Raw genomic sequence first — 17,103 nt, forward strand, 5'->3', positions numbered from 1 at the left:
TGCTGCGCGCCGGTCGGCTGCTGACCGCCGCCGGGGTGGCCGGGGCGCTGCTCGGCCGGCGCAGCCGCGCGGCGGGCGCGTTGTCCGGGGCCGCGTTGCTGGCCGCGTCGGTGGCCACCCGGTTCGGCATCTTCTACGGTGGCGTCGCGTCGGCGCGCGACCCCCGCTACACGGTGGTGCCGCAACGCGAGCGGGTGAACGCTCGACGGACCGGGGTGGATCCGGCGGCTGACTGAGCGGCCGCTTCGGCGTTGTGATCGAATGTCCGACGGAGGCGTTCAGGCGGCTGGTGCCCCTCCCGGTCTTCAAAACCGGTGTGGTCCGGGACCCGGGCCAGGCGGGTTCGATTCCCGTCCGTCTCCGCCAACGGCGGCAGGAGTGAGCGATGCGCGACGGCAGCGTGGACCCGCGACGCCGGGTGCCCCGCACCGACACGCTGCTCGCCGACCCGCGGCTGGCGGAGGCCGTCGCGACCCTCGGCCGGGACCGGGTCAAGGCCGCCGTCGTCCAGGCGCAGGAGCGGGCCCGTCGTGGCGAGATCGAGCCCGACGAGGTCCCCGACGCCGTGGTCGCCGGGTTGCCCGCCCCCGGTCCGCGTACGGTGCTCAACGCCACAGGCGTCGTGCTGCACACCAACCTGGGTCGGGCGCCGCTGTCACCGACCGCAGTCGCCGCGGTCGTGGCGGCCGCCGGGCACACCGACGTCGAGCTGGACCTGCGCACGGGACGACGCGCGCGCCGCGGCCGGGACGCGATGGACGCGCTGGCCGCCGCCGTGCCGGACGCCGCCGCCGTGCACGTGGTCAACAACGGCGCCGCCGCGCTGGTGCTGGCCGCCACCGCGCTGGCCGCCGGTCGGGAGATCGTGGTCAGCCGGGGCGAGCTGGTCGAGATCGGCGACGGCTTCCGCCTGCCGGACCTGCTGGAGAGCACCGGCGCCCGCCTGCGCGAGGTGGGCACCACCAACCGCACCACGCTCGACGACTACGCCGCGGCCGTCGGCCCGCAGACCGGCTTCGTGCTCAAGGTGCACCCGTCGAACTTCCAGATCACCGGCTTCACCTCGGCCACACCGGTGCGCCACCTGGCCACGCTCGACGTGCCGGTGGTAGCCGACATCGGCTCCGGGCTGCTCGCGCCGGATCCGCTGCTGCCCGACGAGCCGGACGCGTCCGGCGCCCTGCGCGCCGGCGCGGCACTGGTCACCGCGAGCGGCGACAAGCTGCTCGGCGGCCCCCAGGCCGGGTTGCTGCTCGGCGACGCCACGCTTGTCGAACGGCTGCGCCGCCACCCGCTGGCCCGGGCGCTGCGGGTGGACAAGCTGACCCTGGCCGCACTGGCCGCCACCCTGCACCGCCCGGACACGCCGACGCGGACCGCGCTGCACGCCGACCCGGCGGCCCTGCGCCGCCGGGTGGAGCTGCTGCGGGACCGGCTCGGCGCCGACGAGTGCAAGGCGGAGGTCGTCCCGGCCGTCGCCGTGGTCGGCGGCGGCGGCGCCCCCGGCGTCGAGCTGGACTCGTGGGCGCTGAGCCTGCCCGAGCGGTACGCCGTGCCGCTGCGCACCGGCGAGCAGCCGGTGCTCGGCCGGGTGGTGCGGGGCCGGCTCCTGCTCGACCTGCGCTGTGTGCCAGTCGACGCCGACGAGGCCGTCCTGGCGGCCGTGCTGCGCGTCGGAGGGGACGACTGATCATGTTCGTCGTCGCCACCGCCGGGCACGTCGACCACGGCAAGTCGACACTGGTCCGGGCGCTCACCGGGATGGAACCCGACCGGTGGGCCGAGGAACGCCGCCGGGGCATGACCATCGACCTGGGTTTCGCCTGGACGACGCTGCCGTCCGGCGCGACCATCGCCTTCGTCGACGTGCCCGGGCACGAACGGTTCGTGCCGAACATGCTCGCGGGGGTCGGCCCGGTGCCGGCCGCGCTGCTCGTGGTCGCCGCCGACGAGGGGTGGATGCCGCAGTCCGCGGAGCACCTGGCCGCGCTCGACGCGCTCGGCGTCGGGTACGGCCTGCTGGTGGTGACCCGCGCGGACCTGGCCGACCCCGCGCCGGCGGCGGAGCGGGCCCGCGCCGAGATCGCGGCGAGCAGCCTCGGCGCGGTGGAGACGGTGGCGGTCAGCGGGTTGACCGGCGCCGGCCTGCCGGAGCTGCGCGCCGCGCTGGACCGGCTCACCGCCCGGCTGCCCGCCCCCACAGTGGACGCGCCGGTGCGCCTCTGGGTGGACCGCAGCTTCACCGTCCGGGGCAGCGGCACCGTCGTCACCGGCACGCTGGGCGCTGGCCGGTTGCGCGTCGGCGACGAGTTGGAGCTGGCCGGGGCCGACGAACCGGTCCGGATTCGGGGCCTGCACTCCCTCGGCGAGGCCCGTCCGGAGGCGGCGGCCGTGGCCCGGGTGGCGGTCAACCTGCGCGGTACGCCCCGCGACCGGCTCGGCCGCGGCGACGCGCTGCTCACCCCGGGCCGGTTCCACCACACCGACGTCATCGACGTACGGCTCACCGGCGACCCGGCCGCCGACCTGCCCGCCACGCTCACCCTGCACGTGGGGTCGGCGGCGGTGCCGGTGCGGGTACGGCCGCTCGGCGCGGACACCGTCCGGCTGCGGCTGGCCCGCCCGTTGCCGCTGCTGGTCGGCGACCGGGCGTTGCTGCGTGATCCCGGCCGACACCACGTGGCCGGTGGCGTCCGGGTCCTCGACGTGGCGCCTCCACCGCTGTCGCGCCGGGGCGCGGCTGCCGCCCGCGCGACGGTCCTGGCCGACCTCGACGGTCGACCCGACCTGGCCGGTGAGCTGCGCCGCCGTCGGCTGGTGCGGGCCGGCGCGCTGCGGCGGATGGGTGTGCCGGTGCAGGCCACACCGGTGGCCGGTGACTGGCTGGCCGACCCCGCGCACTGGCGGCGACTCGGCGAGCAGCTCACCGACGAGGTCGGCCGGTACGCCCGGGAGCACCCGCTGGAGCCCGGCATGCCGGTGGACGCGTTGCGTCAACGCCTCGCCCTGCCCGACCGGGCGCTGGTCGAGGCGCTGATCCGCCCGCCGCTGCGGGTCCACGCCGGGCGGATCGGCACGGCCGCCGTCGACACGCTGCCGGAGCCGGTGGCCCGGGCCGTGCAGCGGGTCCGCGCCGAGTACGCCGACCGGCCGTTTCGCGCTCCCGAGGCGGACCGTCTCGTCGACCTGGGCCTGGGCCCGCGGGAGATCGGTGCGGCGGTGCGCGCCGGCGCGCTGGTGCGGCTGGCCGACACGGTGGTGCTGCTGCCCGACGCCCTCGACGCGGCGGTCACCGTGCTGGCCGCGTTGCCGCAGCCGTTCACCCTGTCGGCGGCCCGGCAGGCGTTGGACACCACCCGCCGGGTGGCGGTGCCCCTGCTGGAGTTGCTGGACCGTCGCGGCGCCACCCGCCGCCTTCCCGACGACGCCCGGGTCGTCGTCACCTGAGCGCGCCGACCGCGATGGTCGGGGGCGGCCGGGATTGCGGCGGGCTGCGAGGGTGGAGCGATGGCCGAGCTGTCCGCGTCCCCGTCCGTCTCGCGGCCGTTTGGTGACCGGTGGCGTGGTGTCGTTTCGATCGCGCTGCGCTGGGGTTTGCCACTGCTGTGGGTGCTGTGGGCTTCGCTGGCATGGTGGGTGGCGCCGCGCGAGGCGACGGCGGGCCAGCTCGACCGGGATCTGGCGGCGGGCCGGGTGGTGACCTTCCAACGGGCGTCGGGCTGGGCCGACGACGACCCGTACTGGGGCAGCCGAGGGCAGCCGCGGTACGACCCGCAGGGCGCGATGATCGCGTGGAGCGTGCCGAACGGCCACGTCCGGTACGCCTTCGTCGAGCCGCCCGAGGAGCAGGCGGAGCCCACCGGGTCGCAGTCGACGGATCGACCCACCGGGTTGGACGCGAGACTGGCCGCGTCGGCGGGTCCGTGGCAGTCGGCCGGCGCTGTCGCGCACCGGCTCGCCGACGCCGCCGGGCTGCTCGCTGGCGCGGTGACCCTGCTGTGGCTGGTCCGGCTGGTCGTTGGCGCCCCGCCGCTGGTCGGCAACCGGTGGTTCTGGTACTGGATCGGACTCCTGCCGTTCGGGGTGGGCGTGCTGGCCTGGTCGTACCGTGAGATCTGGCGACCGCCGCCGGTGCCGCCGGCCGTTCGCGGCTCGGGGTGGCGCGGCGCCGGTTGGCTGCTGCTCGCCGGGGTCGGCATCGTCCTGTTGGTGTCGGTGGCGCGTGCTCTGTTCGGCGGCTCGGTGGTGCCGGGCTAACCGGCCCCTCGACAGTCGGCGGTCACCTACGGTGACGCCATGGACCCTTCGGCCATCTGGCGGGACCGGCAGCACCAATGGCGGATCGAGGCGTACCGCGCGCCGGATCTGCGGTTCGCCATCTACGCGACCAACGGCCCCACCGAGTCGGTGCCGCTGTGGCTGTTCGGCATGTCGGCGCTGGCCCGGTGGTTGATGACCCACTCGATCTCGCTGGACGACCTGGAGGTCGACTGAGCGCCCCCGGCCGGAAACGGGACCCGGAGCCGGGCGCGCTGCGGTTAGGTGACCTGAGGCGGTCAACGGGGGTGGGCGGTGGGCGGTCAGCTGGGGCAGTTGGCGCTGGTGGCCGTGCTGGTGCTGGTCAACGCCGCGCTCTCGGGCAGCGAGATGGCGCTGGTGACGCTGCGGGAGGGGCAGCTGCGCCGGTTGGGTCGGCGGACCCGCGCCGGTGACCGGCTGGTCCGGCTCTCCCGGGACCCGAACCGCTATCTGGCCACCATCCAGCTCGGCATCACCCTGGCCGGGTTCCTCGCCTCGGCTGCCGCGGCGGTGTCGCTCGCCCAGCCGTTGGTCGGCCCGTTGGGCTTCCTCGGCGCGGCGGCCCGACCGGCCGCGGTGCTGCTGGTGACCGTGGCGCTGACCTTCGTCACGTTGGTGCTGGGCGAGTTGGCGCCCAAACGCCTCGCCATGCAGCGGGCCGAGCGGTGGGCGTTGCTCAGCGCCGGGCCGCTGGACCTGCTCGCCCGGGTGTCCCGCCCGGCGGTGTGGCTGCTCAGCTCGGCCACCGACGTGGTGGTCCGGCTCGCCGGCGGGAACCCCCGGGCCAGCCGGGAGGAGATGACCGAGGAGGAGTTGCGGGAGATGCTGGTCAGTCAGCGTGGCCTGTCGGCGCAGCAGCGGGAGATCCTGACCGGCGCGTTCGACATCGCCGGCCGGACGCTGCGGGAGATCCTGGTGGCCCGCCGGGACGTGACGACGCTGCCGACCGACCTGGCCGCCGACGAGGGGGTACGCCTGCTGGCCGCCGCGGGCCGGTCCCGCGCCCCGGTGACCGGCCCCGGCGGTCTGGACGAGGTGACCGGCGTGGTGCACATCCGCGATCTGGTGCGGGCCGGCACCGGGACGGTGGGGGAGCGGGTCCGGTCGCCGTTGCTGCTGCCGGTCACCCTGCCGGTGGCCGACGCGTTGCGCCGCTTGCGCCAGGAACACCAGCAACTGGCCCTCGTCGTCGACGAACACGGCGGCATCGACGGCATCGTCACGCTGGAGGACCTGCTGGCCGAGGTCGTCGGCGAGTTGTACGACGAGACCGACCGCGACGTGCGCGGCGTGGCCCGCGAGCCGGACGGGTCGCTGCTGGTGCCCGGTGACTTTCCCCTGCACGACCTGCCCGATCTGGGGGTGCGACTGAGCTTCCCGCTGTCGCGGGAGTACACGACTGTGGCGGGGCTGGTGCTGGCACGGTTGGGGCACCTGCCGGGTGAGCCGGGCGAGACGGTGCGGTTGCCCGGCCTGACCATCGAGGTGGTGGAGGTCGCCGACCGGGCGGTGCGGCGGGTGCGGCTGCGCGGCTTCGTCACCGAAACCTGAGCGCGTCGCCCAGAAGAGGGACAAGACCCACGAAAAGCCGCCGAGCGGATGCTCCTCGCCTAGCGTGCGGTACGTGAAGGACCGAGGGTTGCGTACGTTCGTCACCGTGCTCGCCGGTCTCGCGGTGATCTACTTCGGCAGCGCGGGCCGCAGCCCCGAGGAGGGCCGTGGCCTCTCCGGCGGGGTCATCGTCCTGGCGCTGCTCGCCGCGCTCGGCGTGTGGCACCTGACCCGGCCGGGCGACAAGACGGTCAAGTGAGCGCCTCACCCGGCGGCGACGCGGGTGACCTCGCCTGCGGACTCCTCGCCGAGCGCGACCCGCACCAGCGCCGAGGCGAGCCGACCGAAGTCCGGTTCGTCGACCAGCGAGGCCAGCCGGTCCGGTGAGCCCGGCAGGCCCAGCCGCTTCGCGCCGGCGAGGGCCCGACGGTCGGCGTACGGGCGCAGGTCGGACCACACCGTCTGGGCCTCGCGCAGGTAGATGTCGGCGCCGGTGGGCCCGATGCCGGGAAACTCGGTGAGCCGTCGGCGCAGCCCGGCCGGGTCACCCTGGGCGTCCCGGTGCAGGCGCCGCAGGTCGCCGTGCCAGCGGTCCAGGCACAGCCGGGCGCCGGTGCCGAGCATGGTGGCGGTGCGCTCGTCGTAGCGGCGGTAGTGTCCGCGGCCCAGCGCGTCGACCCGCTGCTGCCAGCTCGCCGTCTCCATCGCCTGCGGTGTGCGGTAGCCGGCCGCGAACAGCTCGCGTGCGGCGTCGACAGCCACGCACGCCCGGATCCGGGTGCTCAGCAGGGTGGCCAGCACCAGTAGCTGGTACAGGGGGCCGGGGCGGTCGGAGAGCCGGATACCGGCCTCCTCGGCGTACGTGTGGCTGCGCCGGTCCAACAGGACCCGCACCACCGCTTCATCGTCACCCACACCTCGTGCGTACCCACCCCGCGACCGGCTAGCCCTCCCACGCGTGACCGGGGCCGGAATGCCCTCGGGCGGGGCGGGTATGCGCACGGTGGAGGCGGTCGATGCCGTCTGCCGTACCCGGAGGGGAGACACCTCGTGACGAACCCGCAGCAGCAGGAGTTCCGGCGCAACGCACTCGGTGGGACCAGCCAGGACAACAAGGGCCCCGCCCCGGGCGGGCATCCGGCCAACCGTGGTACCTCACGGGGTGACCAGGGTCGACCGGTGCCCAAGGGCCAGGTGTCGCCGTACGGCCCGGCGGGTGAGCCGGTCGCCGAGGACGACAGCGACACCCGGGCCTAACGAGCGTGACCTGACGGCCGCCGCAACCTGTTCCAGGTGGCGGCGGCCGTCAGTCCGTACGCCAGGTGCGGGACGATGTCGGAGATCCAGTCGGAGCGCCCCCAGGTGCGCGGATCGCTGATCCCCAGCACGGTGATGGACCCGTCGGTCATCGTCATGACCCCGGCACCGAGCACGCCGGTGGCCATCGGCAGTGGCTGGCGGCGACCACCGGCGTAGAGCGCGAACGCCACGCCGGCGGCGATGCCCAGCCCGTAGCCGATCAGGGCCCCGAGCCCCGAGCGGCGGTTCGCCGCCCGGGGCCCCGACCCCAGGTCCACGTGCGCGATGCCGGCCAGCCGGTCGACGGTCTGCTCCGGTGTGCTGCTCGCCGCTCGTGCCCGCAGCGCGATGTCCAGGTAGCCGACCACGTTGAGCGCGGTGGTGCCGACGGCGCCCGCGATGGCGCCGTCGGCCAGGTCGACCCCCCTCACTTCGGATCGCCCGGTTCGCGTTCACTCTTGGGTCCGTAGGTGCGTTCGCCGCGTACGACGCCCCGTTGGCCGCGATCCTCCTGCAGGATCCGGTTCGCGACCTGGTTGGCCTTGCCGTCGGGCACCCGTCGTCCGGAGTCGTCGATCGCGTTGCGCAACCGCGCCCGCTGCTTGTCGTACGCGTTGCTGCCCGGCCGTGGTCCTGGCATCTGCTGCCTCCTTCGTCGCCGTTGGCGTACCGCGGCCGTCTACCCGTCTCGCGGCGGGCCAACCCCGGGGCGTCAGCGGGGGCCGCGCACCACGGCGACCGGGCACCGGGCGTGGTGCAGCACCGACTGACTCACCGACCCCAGCAGCAGGCCGGTCACCTCGCCGCGCCCCTGCCCCCCGACGACCATCAGTTGGGCGGAACGGGACGCCTCGGCGAGCACCGCGCCGGTGCGCCCGTGCGTCGCCCGCCAGGTCAGCCGCAGCCCCGGGTGGCGGTCGGTCAGCCCGTCCAGCCAGCCGGTGAGCATCCGCTCCTGCTCGGCGTGCAGCTGCGCCTCGTCGTACACCAGGGGTTGCATGTCACCGGGGCCGCTGCTGCCGGGGTGCCGGTAGGCGTGCACCGCGCGCAGCGGCACGCCGCGCGCCACGGCGGTCTCGGCCGCGAAGTCGGCGGCGAGCCGGGACGCCGCCGAGCCGTCCATCGCCACCACCACCGGCTCGTCGGGGCGTTGGTCGCCGCGGGCGACGAGCACCGGGCAGTCGGCGTACGCGCAGACCTGCACCGCCACCGAGCCGACGACCAGCGCGGAGAAGCCGCCCAACCCGCGGTCGCCGAGCACGATGAGCGCGGCGGTGGGGGACTCACCCACCAGCACGGCGGAGGCCTCGCCGTCGATGATCTCACCGGCGACCGTGAGCCCGGGTGTGGTCGCCTCGGCCTCGGCCACCGCGGCGGCCACCAGCTCCTCGGCCCGGTGGCGCAGTCCGGCGCCGGGCGGCGCGTCGGGAGCGGGGGAGACCGGCACGTGCAGCAGCGGCCAGATGAACCCGTGCACCACCCGCAGCGGTCGGTGCCGGCGGACGGCCTCGGCGGCGGCCAGGCGCACCGCGCGCAGGGACGACTCCGAGCCGTCCACGCCGACCACCACCGCCGCGCTGTCCGCCGAGTTCACCCGTGTCACCTCCCGCCGGGCCAGTATCGCGGGCGTGGCGGCGCGGCGGAGCGATACCGCCGGTCGGGCCCGGGTCGGTACGCTGGCGGCGACCGGACGGGGAGGAGCGTCATCGATGGGTGAACCGGACGAGCCGAGCACCGCCCGCATGATCGACTTCTGGCTCGGCGGGGAGCACCACTTCGACGTCGACGTGGCCGCGGCGGGCGCCTTCGAGCAGGCGTACGGGCCGTGCGCGCCGGTCTTTGCGGAGCTGCGGGCGTTCCTCGGCCGGGCGGTGCGGGCGATGGCCGAGCAGGGCGTGGACGGGTTCCTGGTGTTCGGCGCGGGCGTGCCGACGATGGGCAACGTGCACGAGGTCGCCGCCGAGGCCACCGTGCTCTACACCGACGTCGACCCGGTCACCATCCGGCTGGGGCAGCGGATCCTCGCCGACAGCGACCGGGCGGGCTACGGCTACGGCGACGCCACGGACATCGGCACTGTCGACCCGGCCCAGCTGCACCGATTCGTCCCGGGGTGGGGGCGGCGGCCGGTGGGGGTGGTCTTCCTCGGGCTCGCCGCGTTCCTCGACGACGCCACGCTCACGCGCACCCTCGACGAGCTGTACGCCGCAGCGGCGCCGGGGAGCCTGCTGGCCGTGGACTTCGACACCGAGGAGTTGGCCGCCCACCCGCAGGCGCTGGCGATGATGGGGCCGGCGTTCCGGATGCGTCCCCCGGCGGCGTTCGCCCCGCTGCTCGGTAGGTGGACGCCGACGGCGGACGGGATCGTCCCGGTGCACCGGTGGCGGCCCGCCGGCCCGCCCGCCGACGTGCCGGACGCCTTTCACGGCGTGCTGGCGACACGGGGCGCCGACTGACCCGCGACGACCGGTTGTCCGGGAGCGTCCGTATGATGCTTGCCCTGTAGCAAGTTTCTGGAGGGACGACCAACCATGGTGGACGCGCCGGACGGGGTGTCGCGCGCGCTGCGCGAGGCCGCGCCCGACCAGTTGGCGGAAGCGGCGGACCGGGCGATCCGGTCGGCGTTGGGCGCGTTGCGCACCGACGTGTTCGTCGCCGACTACCGGATCAGCGGTCTCTGGCCGGTGCTGGATCCCGACCTGCCGGCGGCCGGAGCCCTGGCCCGGCACACCGTGGCGCAGCGCTGCTTCTCCAGCCAGCAGCCGGTGCGCGACGGGCTGGACGACGGCGCGTGCCGGCTCTACCTGCCGCTGACGGTGTGGGGGGAGCGGCTGGGTGTGCTGCTCATCGAGCTGCCGACCGTCCCGGGCCCGGCGGTCACCGGCCACGCCACCGACATCGCCGGCGACCTGGCGGTGGCGATGCGGGCAGCGGACCGCGAGACCGACCGCTATCGCCGGGCCCGTCGCCGGGAGCGGCTCAGCATGGCCGCCGAGATGCAGTGGGACCTGCTGCCCGGTCGCAGCGTGTCGCACCGCGCCTTTCACCTGGCCGGGCAGTTGGAACCGGCGTACACCGTCGGCGGGGACCACTTCGACTGGTCGCTGGACGGTGACCGGCTCACCCTGACCGTGCTCAACGGCGAGGGCACCGGCCTGGCCGCGTCGCTGCTGACGGCGGTCACGGTGAACGCGATGCGCAACGCCCGCCGCTCCGGAGGTGGCCTCGTGGAGCAGGCGGAGCTGGCCTCGGACACGGTCTACTACCAGCACCGGGGGCGTCGGCACGTGGCCACGCTGCTGCTCGAGCTGGACATCCGCACCGGGCGGGTGCGCGCGGTCGACGCCGGTTCGCCGCACCTGCTGCGGATGCGCGGCGCGACCGTCGAGCCGGTGAAGCTGGAGCAGCAGCTGCCGTTGGGCATGTTCGCCGAGACCCGCTACGAGCTGCAGGAGTTCACGCTCGCGCCGGGTGACCGGGTCTTCGTCGTCAGCGACGGGGTGTGGGCGGCCGAGCCGGCGGGGCGGGAGCCGTACGGGCAGCGGATGATGGCCCGATCCCTACGGGCCACACGGTTGCAGCCGGCGACCGAGGCGGTTGGTACGGTGATGCGCGAACTACACGCCTACCACGCGGATTCCGATTTGCGCGACGACGCCGTCGTCGTCTGCCTCGACTGGCATGGTCCGCGTGAGCGGGACGGCGGATGAGAGTCGCCGCCGCCGCGCCGGGCGGGCACCAGCGCGACGACGGCAGGGGACATCGGGTGGAGCGACCTGGGGATCTCGCCTCGGCGATCGACGCGGCCGCCGAAACGCTGATCGCCGTGCTCGACTCGGCGGCGTCGCGGCATCAGGTGCCACCGACGCAGCTGCGGGTGCTGATGCTGATCAGCGGGCGGCAGGAGACCAACGTCAACGGCCTCGCGGAGTTGCTGGACGTGGTGCCCTCCTCGGCCAGCCGTCTCTGCGACCGGCTGGAGGCGACCGGTCTGTTGCGCCGGGTGGCCGACCCGCGCGACCGGCGGGAGGTGCGGTTGGTGCCGACCGCCGCCGCCCTGACCCTGCTGCGGGAGCTGGCGGAGCGGCGCCAGCGCGCGGTGCAGGCAGTGCTGGACAGGATGCCCCCGCGGATGCAGCACGATCTGTTGCTGTCGTTGCTCGCCTTCGGTCGCGCGGCGACGCAGACGGTGCCGGAGCAGCAGACCGATCAGGCGGTTCAGACGGCCTGAACCGCCAACCCCCTTCCACTAGTATCCTAGGACGGCTTAGGCGTGGTGATCCACGCCACAGTGCGGCACGGCCGCACCAACGGCGCGCGGCGGCGGCCGAGGAGCGCGGGGGAGCCCGATATAGTGGCAGCGCACTCAGCCGGCCCGTGATCATCGAGATCGCGGGCCGCATCAGGGCAGAGGTCCCATCCCGGGGCCGCAGGGGAGCCGGCGGTTGCCGGCCCGACAGCGCGTACGACCTCCGCCGCGCCCGTTCACGGTCTGGCGTCGGGGCGTGCGGTGGAGGAGGTTCGGTGTCGCGTCGGCCGGCTCGGGCAGAGCATCCGCGGGACACCGGTGACCAGGCTCCCGGCGACCAGGTGCTCACCCTGCCCAACCTGATCAGCTTCGGGCGCCTGCTGGGCGTACCCCTGTTCCTCTATCTGTTCCTGGTGGCCCGCGCGGACGTGGCGGCGGTGGTGGTGCTGGCCATCGGCGGCACCACCGACTGGGTCGACGGTTGGATCGCGCGCCGGCTGCGTCAGGTGAGCCGGCTCGGAGAGCTGCTCGACCCCCTCGCCGACCGGCTCTACATCCTCGCCACGCTGCTCGCCTTCACGGCCCGGGAGGTGGTGCCGTGGCAGTTCACGGCGGCGCTGCTGGCCCGGGAGGCGCTGCTGCTCGGCTCGCTGGCGGTGTTGCGCCGCTACGGGTACGGGCCGCCGCCGGTGCACTACGTCGGCAAGACCGCCACGTTCCTGCTGCTCGCGGCGTTCCCGGTGCTGTTGTTGGCCACCGAGTGGAGTGCGGCGGCGACGGCCACGGCCGCGATCGGGTGGGGGCTGGCCTGGTGGGGGCTGGTGCTCTACTGGGTGGCCGGCGCCATGTACGTGGTGCAGGCGGCGCGGCTGGTGCGCGCGGCGCGCGGCCCGGGAGCGGCCACGTGAGCGCGACGCCGCCGGAGCGTCCCCGCACGGATCGGGTGTACGCCCCGGACTTCCTCACCGAGCTGTTCCGCAACCCCCTGGATCCGGGGTACGCGGACGCGGCGGCCGCGCGCCGGCGGGCGGCGTCGTCGCAGGACGACGCGTCCTCGGGTTGGCCGGCGCGGTCGGTCAGCCTGGTCGTGGTGGTGGTGCTGGGCTTCCTGTTCGCGGTGGCGTACCGCCAGACGATGGCGGACGAGCCGGGGCGTGCCCAGGCCCGCTCCGGGTTGGTGGCGCAGATCAAGGAGCGGGAGGGCCAGACCGACCGGTTGTCGGCGCGCGCGGACCAGCTGCGCGAGGAGGTCAGCCGCCAGCGGGACGCGGCGTTGAGCGGGTCGACCGCGGCCCGTCTGCGGGACCTGGAGGCGGTCACCGGGCTCGGCCGGGTGCGGGGTGACGGTGTGGTGGTGCGCCTGGCGGACGCGCCGGGCAACGCGGATGCGGTGACCGGTAAGGGCGCGGGGCCGTCGCAGGTGCTGTACAGCGATCTGCAGGGTGTGGCGAACGCGTTGTGGAGCGCCGGCGCTGAGGCGATCTCGATCAATGGGCAGCGGTTGACGTCGACGTCGACGATCCGGACGGCGGGCGAGGCGATCCTGGTGGATTTCCGGCCGGTGACGGGGCCGTACGAGGTGTCGGCGATCGGGCCGGGGTCGATGCGGCGCAAGTTCGAGGACAGCCGGAACGCGGCGGTGATGCGGGAGGTCGCGCAGAAGACCGGCCTGTCGTTCGGTGTGCGCAAGGCGGAGGACCTCACCCTGCCGGCGGCTCCGGAGCCGCAGCTACGCTACGCCAAGCCGTCGGTCAGTCCGAGCCCTTCTGGGTCGGGTGTCCGGTCCGGCAGTCCTGGGTCGTCGGGTTCGCCGGGGACCGCTAGTCCTTCCGGAGGTGGCGGATGATCGCGGTGCTGGCGTTGCTCGCCGGTGTGGTGCTGGGCGTGTGGCTTGATCCCACGGTGCCGGCGGCGTTGCAGCCGTACCTGCCGATCGCGGTGGTCGCCGCGTTGGACGCGGTGTTCGGTGGGGTGCGGGCGAAGTTGGACCGCATCTTCGACGACAAGCAGTTCGTGGTGTCGTTCATCTCGAACGTGCTGGTGGCTGGTCTGATCGTGTATCTCGGGGATCAGTTGGGGGTGGGCGGGCAGTTGTCCACAGGTGTGGTGGTCGTTCTGGGTGTGCGGATCTTCGGGAATGTGGCGGCGATCCGTCGGCACCTGTTCCGGGCGTAGGTTTGACAGCGATGAGCGACGAGCAGGCGGAGACGGGGACGGGTTGGCCGCAGCCGGCGGGGCCGGGGCGGCCGGGTGGGCCGGCTGGTGAGCCGGATCCGCGGCCGGATGCGCCGGACCCGGACGAGTTGAGTCCGTTGGCGCCGCACGGTCCGACGGAGGAGCCGGAGTCGCCGGACGCGGAGCCCGGGGTGGCCCCGGTCGATGACGGCGCGACGGTGGACCTGAGCGCGATGTCGCGCCCGGCTGAGCCGGCGGACGAGCCGGTGGTGGAGTCGGTCCCCGCGGCGTCGGTGCGGTCGCGGTTCAGCGCGGCCGGGGTGATGATCGCGGCTTTGTTGGCGTTGCTGGGGTTCACGCTCGTCGTGCAGTTGAGGACGACGTCGACGGATCCGACGTTGGGGGCGACGCGTCAGGAGGACCTGGTGCGGATCCTGTCGGATCTGGATGCGCGCGAGAACCGTCTCCAGCAGGACATTCGGGCGTTGGAGGACAGCCAGCGGCAGTTGGCCTCGGGTGCGCAGGGTCGGCAGGCGGCGTTGGACGAGGCGACTCGTCGGGCGGACGAGCTGGGGATTCTGGCGGGTACGTTGCCGGCGGTGGGTCCGGGGTTGACTGTGCAGTTCTCCAGCAACGGGATCAAGCCGATCACGGCGGACCGGGTGTTGGACGCGGTGCAGGAGTTGCGGGGCGCGGGCGCGGAGGCGATGCAGATCTCCGGTGGTGACCGGGAGACGGTGCGGGTGATCGCATCGACGTACTTCCTCGATGGGGACAACGGGTCGTTGGTGGTGGAGGGGCGTCGGTTGACGGGGCCGTTCACCATCACGGTGATCGGTGATCCGGCGACGATGCGTACGGCGTTGAACATTCCTGGTGGGGTGGTCGCGTCGGTCCGGGGTGACGGCGGTAACGTGACGTTTGGGGAGCGTGAGGTTGCCGAGGTTTCGGCGCTGCACGTGCCGACCAAGTAGGAACACGCCCGTCCGGTCTCCTGACCGGCGCGGCCGCGCCGGGCCCGGGTGGTCCGGGGCACCGATGGATGAAGGACGCGTCTGGTGATTCCCGAGGATCTGCGATACACCGCCGAGCATGAGTGGGTGGCGGGTGACGGTACCGGCTCGGTGCGGGTCGGCATTACGCACTTCGCGCAGGACGCGTTGGGTGACATCGTGTACGTGCAGTTGCCGGAGGTGGGTGCGGCCGTCGCGGTCGGTGACTCGCTGGGTGAGATCGAGTCGACCAAGAGTGTGTCGGAGATCTACGCGCCGGTTGCGGGCACGGTGGCGGCGCGTAACGACGCGCTGGGTGACACTCCTGAGCTGATCAACACGGATCCGTACGGTGCGGGTTGGCTGGTGGAGATCACGCCGAACGATCCGACGGCGACGGACGGGTTGCTGACGGCGGGCGCGTACCAGAAGATCACCGAAGGCTGAGTGTGCTTGATCCGGTGTGCGGGATGTCTGCGCGCGTCCGGTTGCCCTGCATTTCGGCGCTGGCTAGGCTCGCCCAGTCGACCGAGAAGAACCCATTAGTTGAGCGTTGTGGAATTGCCTTCCCGGGCACGGGGAGCCAGCCGCCGGGTGGACGAGCGCCCGGCGGCCAGACCCGCCATTACCCGACGCCGACCGAACAGATCCGTGAGGTGGTCCCATGACGCGCCCAGACGACGAGTTCCCCCCACTCGACGTCACCTCGACGCTCAATCTCGGCTCGCTCGACGAAGTGCTGGAAGGGCCGGACACCGATGTGGTGCCGAGCCGGATGTCCGGTTCGTTGCCGCCGGGTATGGCGTTGCTGGTGGTTCGTCGCGGTCCGAATGCGGGTGCCCGGTTCCTGTTGGACCACGATGTGACGACCAGTGGCCGGCACCCGGACAGTGACATCTTCCTCGACGATGTGACGGTGTCGCGCCGGCACGCGGAGTTCCACCGTGATGGTGGGACGTTCACGGTGCGGGACGTGGGTAGCCTCAACGGCACGTACGTGAATCGTGAGCGGGTCGAGGCGGCCACGTTGAGCAATGGTGACGAGGTACAGATCGGTAAGTTCCGGGTGGTGTTCATCGCCGGTCCGCGCCCGGAGGAGGAGGCCGGCCGGGGGTGAACGAGCCTGCGGCCTCCACGCCACCCGGGGCGGCCCGGTCCCAGCCGCTGATGAGCATCGGTGAGGTGCTGGGGCAGTTGCGGGTGGATTTCCCGGACACGACGATTTCGAAGCTGCGGTTCCTTGAGGCCGAGGGGCTGGTGGAGCCGCAGCGGACGGCGGCGGGTTACCGGAAGTACAGCTGGGACGATGTGGCGCGGTTGCGGTTCGTGCTGACCGCGCAGCGGGACCGGTACCTGCCGTTGCGGGTGATCCGTGAGCAGTTGGCGCAGTGGGATTCGTCCGGCGAGCAGCCGGAGCGGTCACGGCCGGCGTTGGTCGCGGTGGGGCCCGATGGTGAGGTGCCGGGTCGGGAGTCGGCGGAGCCGGCCGAGTCGTCGCAGGTGCGGCTCGGCCGGGCTGAGCTGGTGGCCCGCAGTGGGATCGACGAGTCGACGCTTGTGGAGTTGGAGCGGCTCGGTGTGCTGGTGTCGGATCCGCCGGGGTGGTACGACGCGGATGCGTTGATCATCGCGTCGGCGGTGGCGGGTTTGGCGGCGTACGGGTTGGAGCCGCGGCACCTGCGGGGTTACCGGAGTGCGGCCGATCGTGAGGTCGGGTTGTTCGCGCAGTTGGTGGCGCCGTTGGCGCGGCAGAGTGATCCGGCGGCGCGGGCGCGGGCGGCGGAGACGGCGCGGGAGTTGGTGGCGTTGTCGGAGCAGTTGCACGCGGCGTTGGTGCGGGTGGGGCTGCGGTCGACGTTGGGTCGGTGAGGGTGCCCGGCAGGTGGCGGTGGAGCGGAAAGATCTCTTCTCCGAAGCGTGCCGTAGGCTTGCCGGGGTAACCCCTCTCTGGCGCGGGCGTGGTGCTGTAGCGCATCGGACGACCGTGTTGCGGTCCGTGTACCGTGCAGGGAAGGGCGCGGTGCGGCGTAGGTGACAACGACACGGAGGCGGCGGTGCGCGAGCTGAGCGTGGTCGGAGTTCGGGTGGAGCTGCCCAGCAACCAGCCGATCGTCCTGCTCAGGGAGGTCGAGGGCGACCGCTATCTGCCGATCTGGATCGGCGCGGTCGAGGCCACGGCTATCGCTTATGAGCAGCAGGGGGTCAAGCCGGCCCGTCCGTTGACGCATGATCTTTTGCGGGATGTGTTGGCGGCGTTGCAGGCGCCGTTGCAGGCGGTGGAGATCACCGAGCTGAAGGAGAACGTGTTCTACGCGGATCTCCTGATCGGCGATGGGGTGCGGGTGTCGGCGCGGCCGAGCGATTCGATCGCGTTGGCGTTGCGCGTCGGTGCGCCGATTCGTTGTGCGGAGCAGGTCCTCAGCGAGGCGGGGATCGTTATCCCCGATGAGCAGGAGGATGAGGTGGAGAAGTTCCGCGAGTTCCTGGAGCAGGTGCGTCCGGAGGATTTCGCGGGCTGAGCGGCTTCGGTTCGGCGTT

General features: G+C 73.5%; 22 protein-coding genes, 1 tRNA gene and 1 pseudogene. 20 read left to right on the top strand and 4 right to left on the bottom strand.

Going from position 1 to position 17,103, the window contains the following annotated elements:
- The 8 genes and pseudogenes from B0E54_RS18475 to B0E54_RS18510 all read left to right on the top strand — a co-directional run.
- Positions 1–236 (top strand): annotated as a pseudogene (locus tag B0E54_RS18475) (nitrite reductase); the annotation flags it as partial.
- 34 nt (positions 237–270) lie between these two features.
- Positions 271–366 (top strand) — tRNA-Sec (locus B0E54_RS18480).
- 19 nt (positions 367–385) lie between these two features.
- The gene (selA, locus tag B0E54_RS18485; RefSeq protein ID WP_234586092.1) at positions 386–1,690 is read left to right on the top strand and encodes an L-seryl-tRNA(Sec) selenium transferase; all 1,305 of its coding nucleotides are present in this window, start codon (positions 386–388) and stop codon (positions 1,688–1,690) included.
- 2 nt (positions 1,691–1,692) lie between these two features.
- Positions 1,693–3,447: a selenocysteine-specific translation elongation factor gene (gene selB, locus B0E54_RS18490; RefSeq protein ID WP_234586094.1), complete on the top strand. Its 1,755-nt coding sequence runs from the start codon at positions 1,693–1,695 to the stop codon at positions 3,445–3,447.
- A 60-nt stretch (positions 3,448–3,507) separates the two neighbouring features.
- The gene (locus tag B0E54_RS18495) at positions 3,508–4,257 is read left to right on the top strand and encodes a hypothetical protein (protein ID WP_234586096.1); all 750 of its coding nucleotides are present in this window, start codon (positions 3,508–3,510) and stop codon (positions 4,255–4,257) included.
- A 39-nt stretch (positions 4,258–4,296) separates the two neighbouring features.
- On the top strand, positions 4,297–4,494 hold the full coding sequence (locus tag B0E54_RS18500; protein WP_234586099.1) for a hypothetical protein: 198 nt from the start codon (positions 4,297–4,299) through the stop codon (positions 4,492–4,494).
- Between the two features lie 78 nt (positions 4,495–4,572).
- The gene (locus B0E54_RS18505) at positions 4,573–5,850 is read left to right on the top strand and encodes a hemolysin family protein (RefSeq protein WP_234586101.1); all 1,278 of its coding nucleotides are present in this window, start codon (positions 4,573–4,575) and stop codon (positions 5,848–5,850) included.
- Between the two features lie 73 nt (positions 5,851–5,923).
- Positions 5,924–6,109 carry a hypothetical protein gene (locus B0E54_RS18510; RefSeq protein WP_234586346.1) on the top strand — a complete coding sequence of 62 codons (186 nt, stop codon included), beginning with the start codon at positions 5,924–5,926 and terminating at the stop codon, positions 6,107–6,109.
- A gap of 5 nt (positions 6,110–6,114) precedes the next feature.
- On the opposite strand, the gene B0E54_RS18515 is transcribed toward B0E54_RS18510, so the two are convergent.
- Positions 6,115–6,765 (bottom strand): hypothetical protein, encoded by a 651-nt coding sequence (locus tag B0E54_RS18515; RefSeq protein WP_234586104.1) that lies wholly within the window; start codon positions 6,763–6,765, stop codon positions 6,115–6,117.
- Between the two features lie 135 nt (positions 6,766–6,900).
- Between B0E54_RS18515 and B0E54_RS18520 the strand changes: the two genes are divergently transcribed.
- A complete protein-coding gene (locus B0E54_RS18520; RefSeq protein ID WP_234586106.1) occupies positions 6,901–7,107 on the top strand; it encodes a hypothetical protein in 207 nt (68 codons plus the stop codon).
- Here B0E54_RS18520 and B0E54_RS18525 read toward each other — a convergent pair.
- The 3 genes from B0E54_RS18525 to B0E54_RS18535 form a co-directional block, all read right to left on the bottom strand.
- Positions 7,104–7,580: a hypothetical protein gene (locus B0E54_RS18525; protein ID WP_234586111.1), complete on the bottom strand. Its 477-nt coding sequence runs from the start codon at positions 7,578–7,580 to the stop codon at positions 7,104–7,106. The genes B0E54_RS18520 and B0E54_RS18525 overlap by 4 nt on opposite strands.
- Positions 7,577–7,789, bottom strand: coding sequence for a phosphatidylethanolamine-binding protein (locus B0E54_RS18530; RefSeq protein ID WP_088948250.1), 213 nt, complete (start codon positions 7,787–7,789; stop codon positions 7,577–7,579). Before B0E54_RS18530 ends, B0E54_RS18525 begins: the two co-directional genes overlap by 4 nt.
- Positions 7,790–7,861: 72 nt before the next feature.
- Entirely contained in the window at positions 7,862–8,743 is an 882-nt protein-coding gene (locus B0E54_RS18535) for a universal stress protein (RefSeq protein ID WP_234586113.1), read from the bottom strand.
- Positions 8,744–8,858: 115 nt separating this feature from the next.
- Between B0E54_RS18535 and B0E54_RS18540 the strand changes: the two genes are divergently transcribed.
- The 11 genes from B0E54_RS18540 to B0E54_RS18590 all read left to right on the top strand — a co-directional run bounded on the left by B0E54_RS18540 (position 8,859) and on the right by B0E54_RS18590 (position 17,084).
- A complete protein-coding gene (locus tag B0E54_RS18540; RefSeq protein WP_234586115.1) occupies positions 8,859–9,605 on the top strand; it encodes an SAM-dependent methyltransferase in 747 nt (248 codons plus the stop codon).
- Positions 9,606–9,680: 75 nt separating this feature from the next.
- Positions 9,681–10,859, top strand: coding sequence for a PP2C family protein-serine/threonine phosphatase (locus B0E54_RS18545; RefSeq protein WP_234586117.1), 1,179 nt, complete (start codon positions 9,681–9,683; stop codon positions 10,857–10,859).
- A gap of 56 nt (positions 10,860–10,915) precedes the next feature.
- Positions 10,916–11,380, top strand: a complete 465-nt coding sequence (locus B0E54_RS18550; protein WP_234586279.1) for a MarR family transcriptional regulator — start codon at positions 10,916–10,918, stop codon at positions 11,378–11,380.
- A 293-nt stretch (positions 11,381–11,673) separates the two neighbouring features.
- Positions 11,674–12,306 (top strand): CDP-alcohol phosphatidyltransferase family protein, encoded by a 633-nt coding sequence (locus tag B0E54_RS18555; RefSeq protein ID WP_234586119.1) that lies wholly within the window; start codon positions 11,674–11,676, stop codon positions 12,304–12,306.
- Positions 12,303–13,244, top strand: coding sequence for a DUF881 domain-containing protein (locus tag B0E54_RS18560; RefSeq protein WP_234586121.1), 942 nt, complete (start codon positions 12,303–12,305; stop codon positions 13,242–13,244). The genes B0E54_RS18555 and B0E54_RS18560 overlap by 4 nt, the downstream gene beginning before the upstream one ends.
- Positions 13,241–13,573 (top strand): small basic family protein, encoded by a 333-nt coding sequence (locus B0E54_RS18565; RefSeq protein ID WP_007460356.1) that lies wholly within the window; start codon positions 13,241–13,243, stop codon positions 13,571–13,573. The genes B0E54_RS18560 and B0E54_RS18565 overlap by 4 nt, the downstream gene beginning before the upstream one ends.
- An 11-nt stretch (positions 13,574–13,584) precedes the next feature.
- Entirely contained in the window at positions 13,585–14,547 is a 963-nt protein-coding gene (locus B0E54_RS18570; protein WP_234586123.1) for a DUF881 domain-containing protein, read from the top strand.
- 84 nt (positions 14,548–14,631) lie between these two features.
- Positions 14,632–15,012: a glycine cleavage system protein GcvH gene (gene gcvH / locus B0E54_RS18575; RefSeq protein ID WP_234586125.1), complete on the top strand. Its 381-nt coding sequence runs from the start codon at positions 14,632–14,634 to the stop codon at positions 15,010–15,012.
- Positions 15,013–15,229: 217 nt separating this feature from the next.
- Positions 15,230–15,682 carry an FHA domain-containing protein gene (locus B0E54_RS18580; RefSeq protein ID WP_007071101.1) on the top strand — a complete coding sequence of 151 codons (453 nt, stop codon included), beginning with the start codon at positions 15,230–15,232 and terminating at the stop codon, positions 15,680–15,682.
- A gap of 50 nt (positions 15,683–15,732) precedes the next feature.
- Positions 15,733–16,434: a MerR family transcriptional regulator gene (locus B0E54_RS18585; RefSeq protein WP_234586290.1), complete on the top strand. Its 702-nt coding sequence runs from the start codon at positions 15,733–15,735 to the stop codon at positions 16,432–16,434.
- Between the two features lie 185 nt (positions 16,435–16,619).
- Complete coding sequence (locus B0E54_RS18590; RefSeq protein WP_007460347.1) at positions 16,620–17,084, top strand: bifunctional nuclease family protein; 465 nt, start codon at positions 16,620–16,622, stop codon at positions 17,082–17,084.
- The last annotated feature ends 19 nt before the right edge of the window (positions 17,085–17,103 follow it).

The organism is Micromonospora sp. MH99, from assembly GCF_021442385.1.
Classification (GTDB): domain Bacteria; phylum Actinomycetota; class Actinomycetes; order Mycobacteriales; family Micromonosporaceae; genus Micromonospora.

Bases quoted from the DNA above. Each gene is read 5' to 3' on its own strand.
- selA (WP_234586092.1), top strand. From the start codon at position 386: ATGCGCGACGGCAGCGTGGACCCGCGACGCCGGGTGCCCCGCACCGAC.
- selB (WP_234586094.1), top strand. From the start codon at position 1,693: ATGTTCGTCGTCGCCACCGCCGGGCACGTCGACCACGGCAAGTCGACA.
- B0E54_RS18495 (WP_234586096.1), top strand. From the start codon at position 3,508: ATGGCCGAGCTGTCCGCGTCCCCGTCCGTCTCGCGGCCGTTTGGTGAC.
- B0E54_RS18500 (WP_234586099.1), top strand. From the start codon at position 4,297: ATGGACCCTTCGGCCATCTGGCGGGACCGGCAGCACCAATGGCGGATC.
- B0E54_RS18530 (WP_088948250.1), bottom strand. From the start codon at position 7,789: ATGCCAGGACCACGGCCGGGCAGCAACGCGTACGACAAGCAGCGGGCG.
- B0E54_RS18540 (WP_234586115.1), top strand. From the start codon at position 8,859: ATGGGTGAACCGGACGAGCCGAGCACCGCCCGCATGATCGACTTCTGG.
- B0E54_RS18545 (WP_234586117.1), top strand. From the start codon at position 9,681: ATGGTGGACGCGCCGGACGGGGTGTCGCGCGCGCTGCGCGAGGCCGCG.
- B0E54_RS18565 (WP_007460356.1), top strand. From the start codon at position 13,241: ATGATCGCGGTGCTGGCGTTGCTCGCCGGTGTGGTGCTGGGCGTGTGG.
- B0E54_RS18570 (WP_234586123.1), top strand. From the start codon at position 13,585: ATGAGCGACGAGCAGGCGGAGACGGGGACGGGTTGGCCGCAGCCGGCG.
- B0E54_RS18580 (WP_007071101.1), top strand. From the start codon at position 15,230: ATGACGCGCCCAGACGACGAGTTCCCCCCACTCGACGTCACCTCGACG.
- B0E54_RS18585 (WP_234586290.1), top strand. From the start codon at position 15,733: ATGAGCATCGGTGAGGTGCTGGGGCAGTTGCGGGTGGATTTCCCGGAC.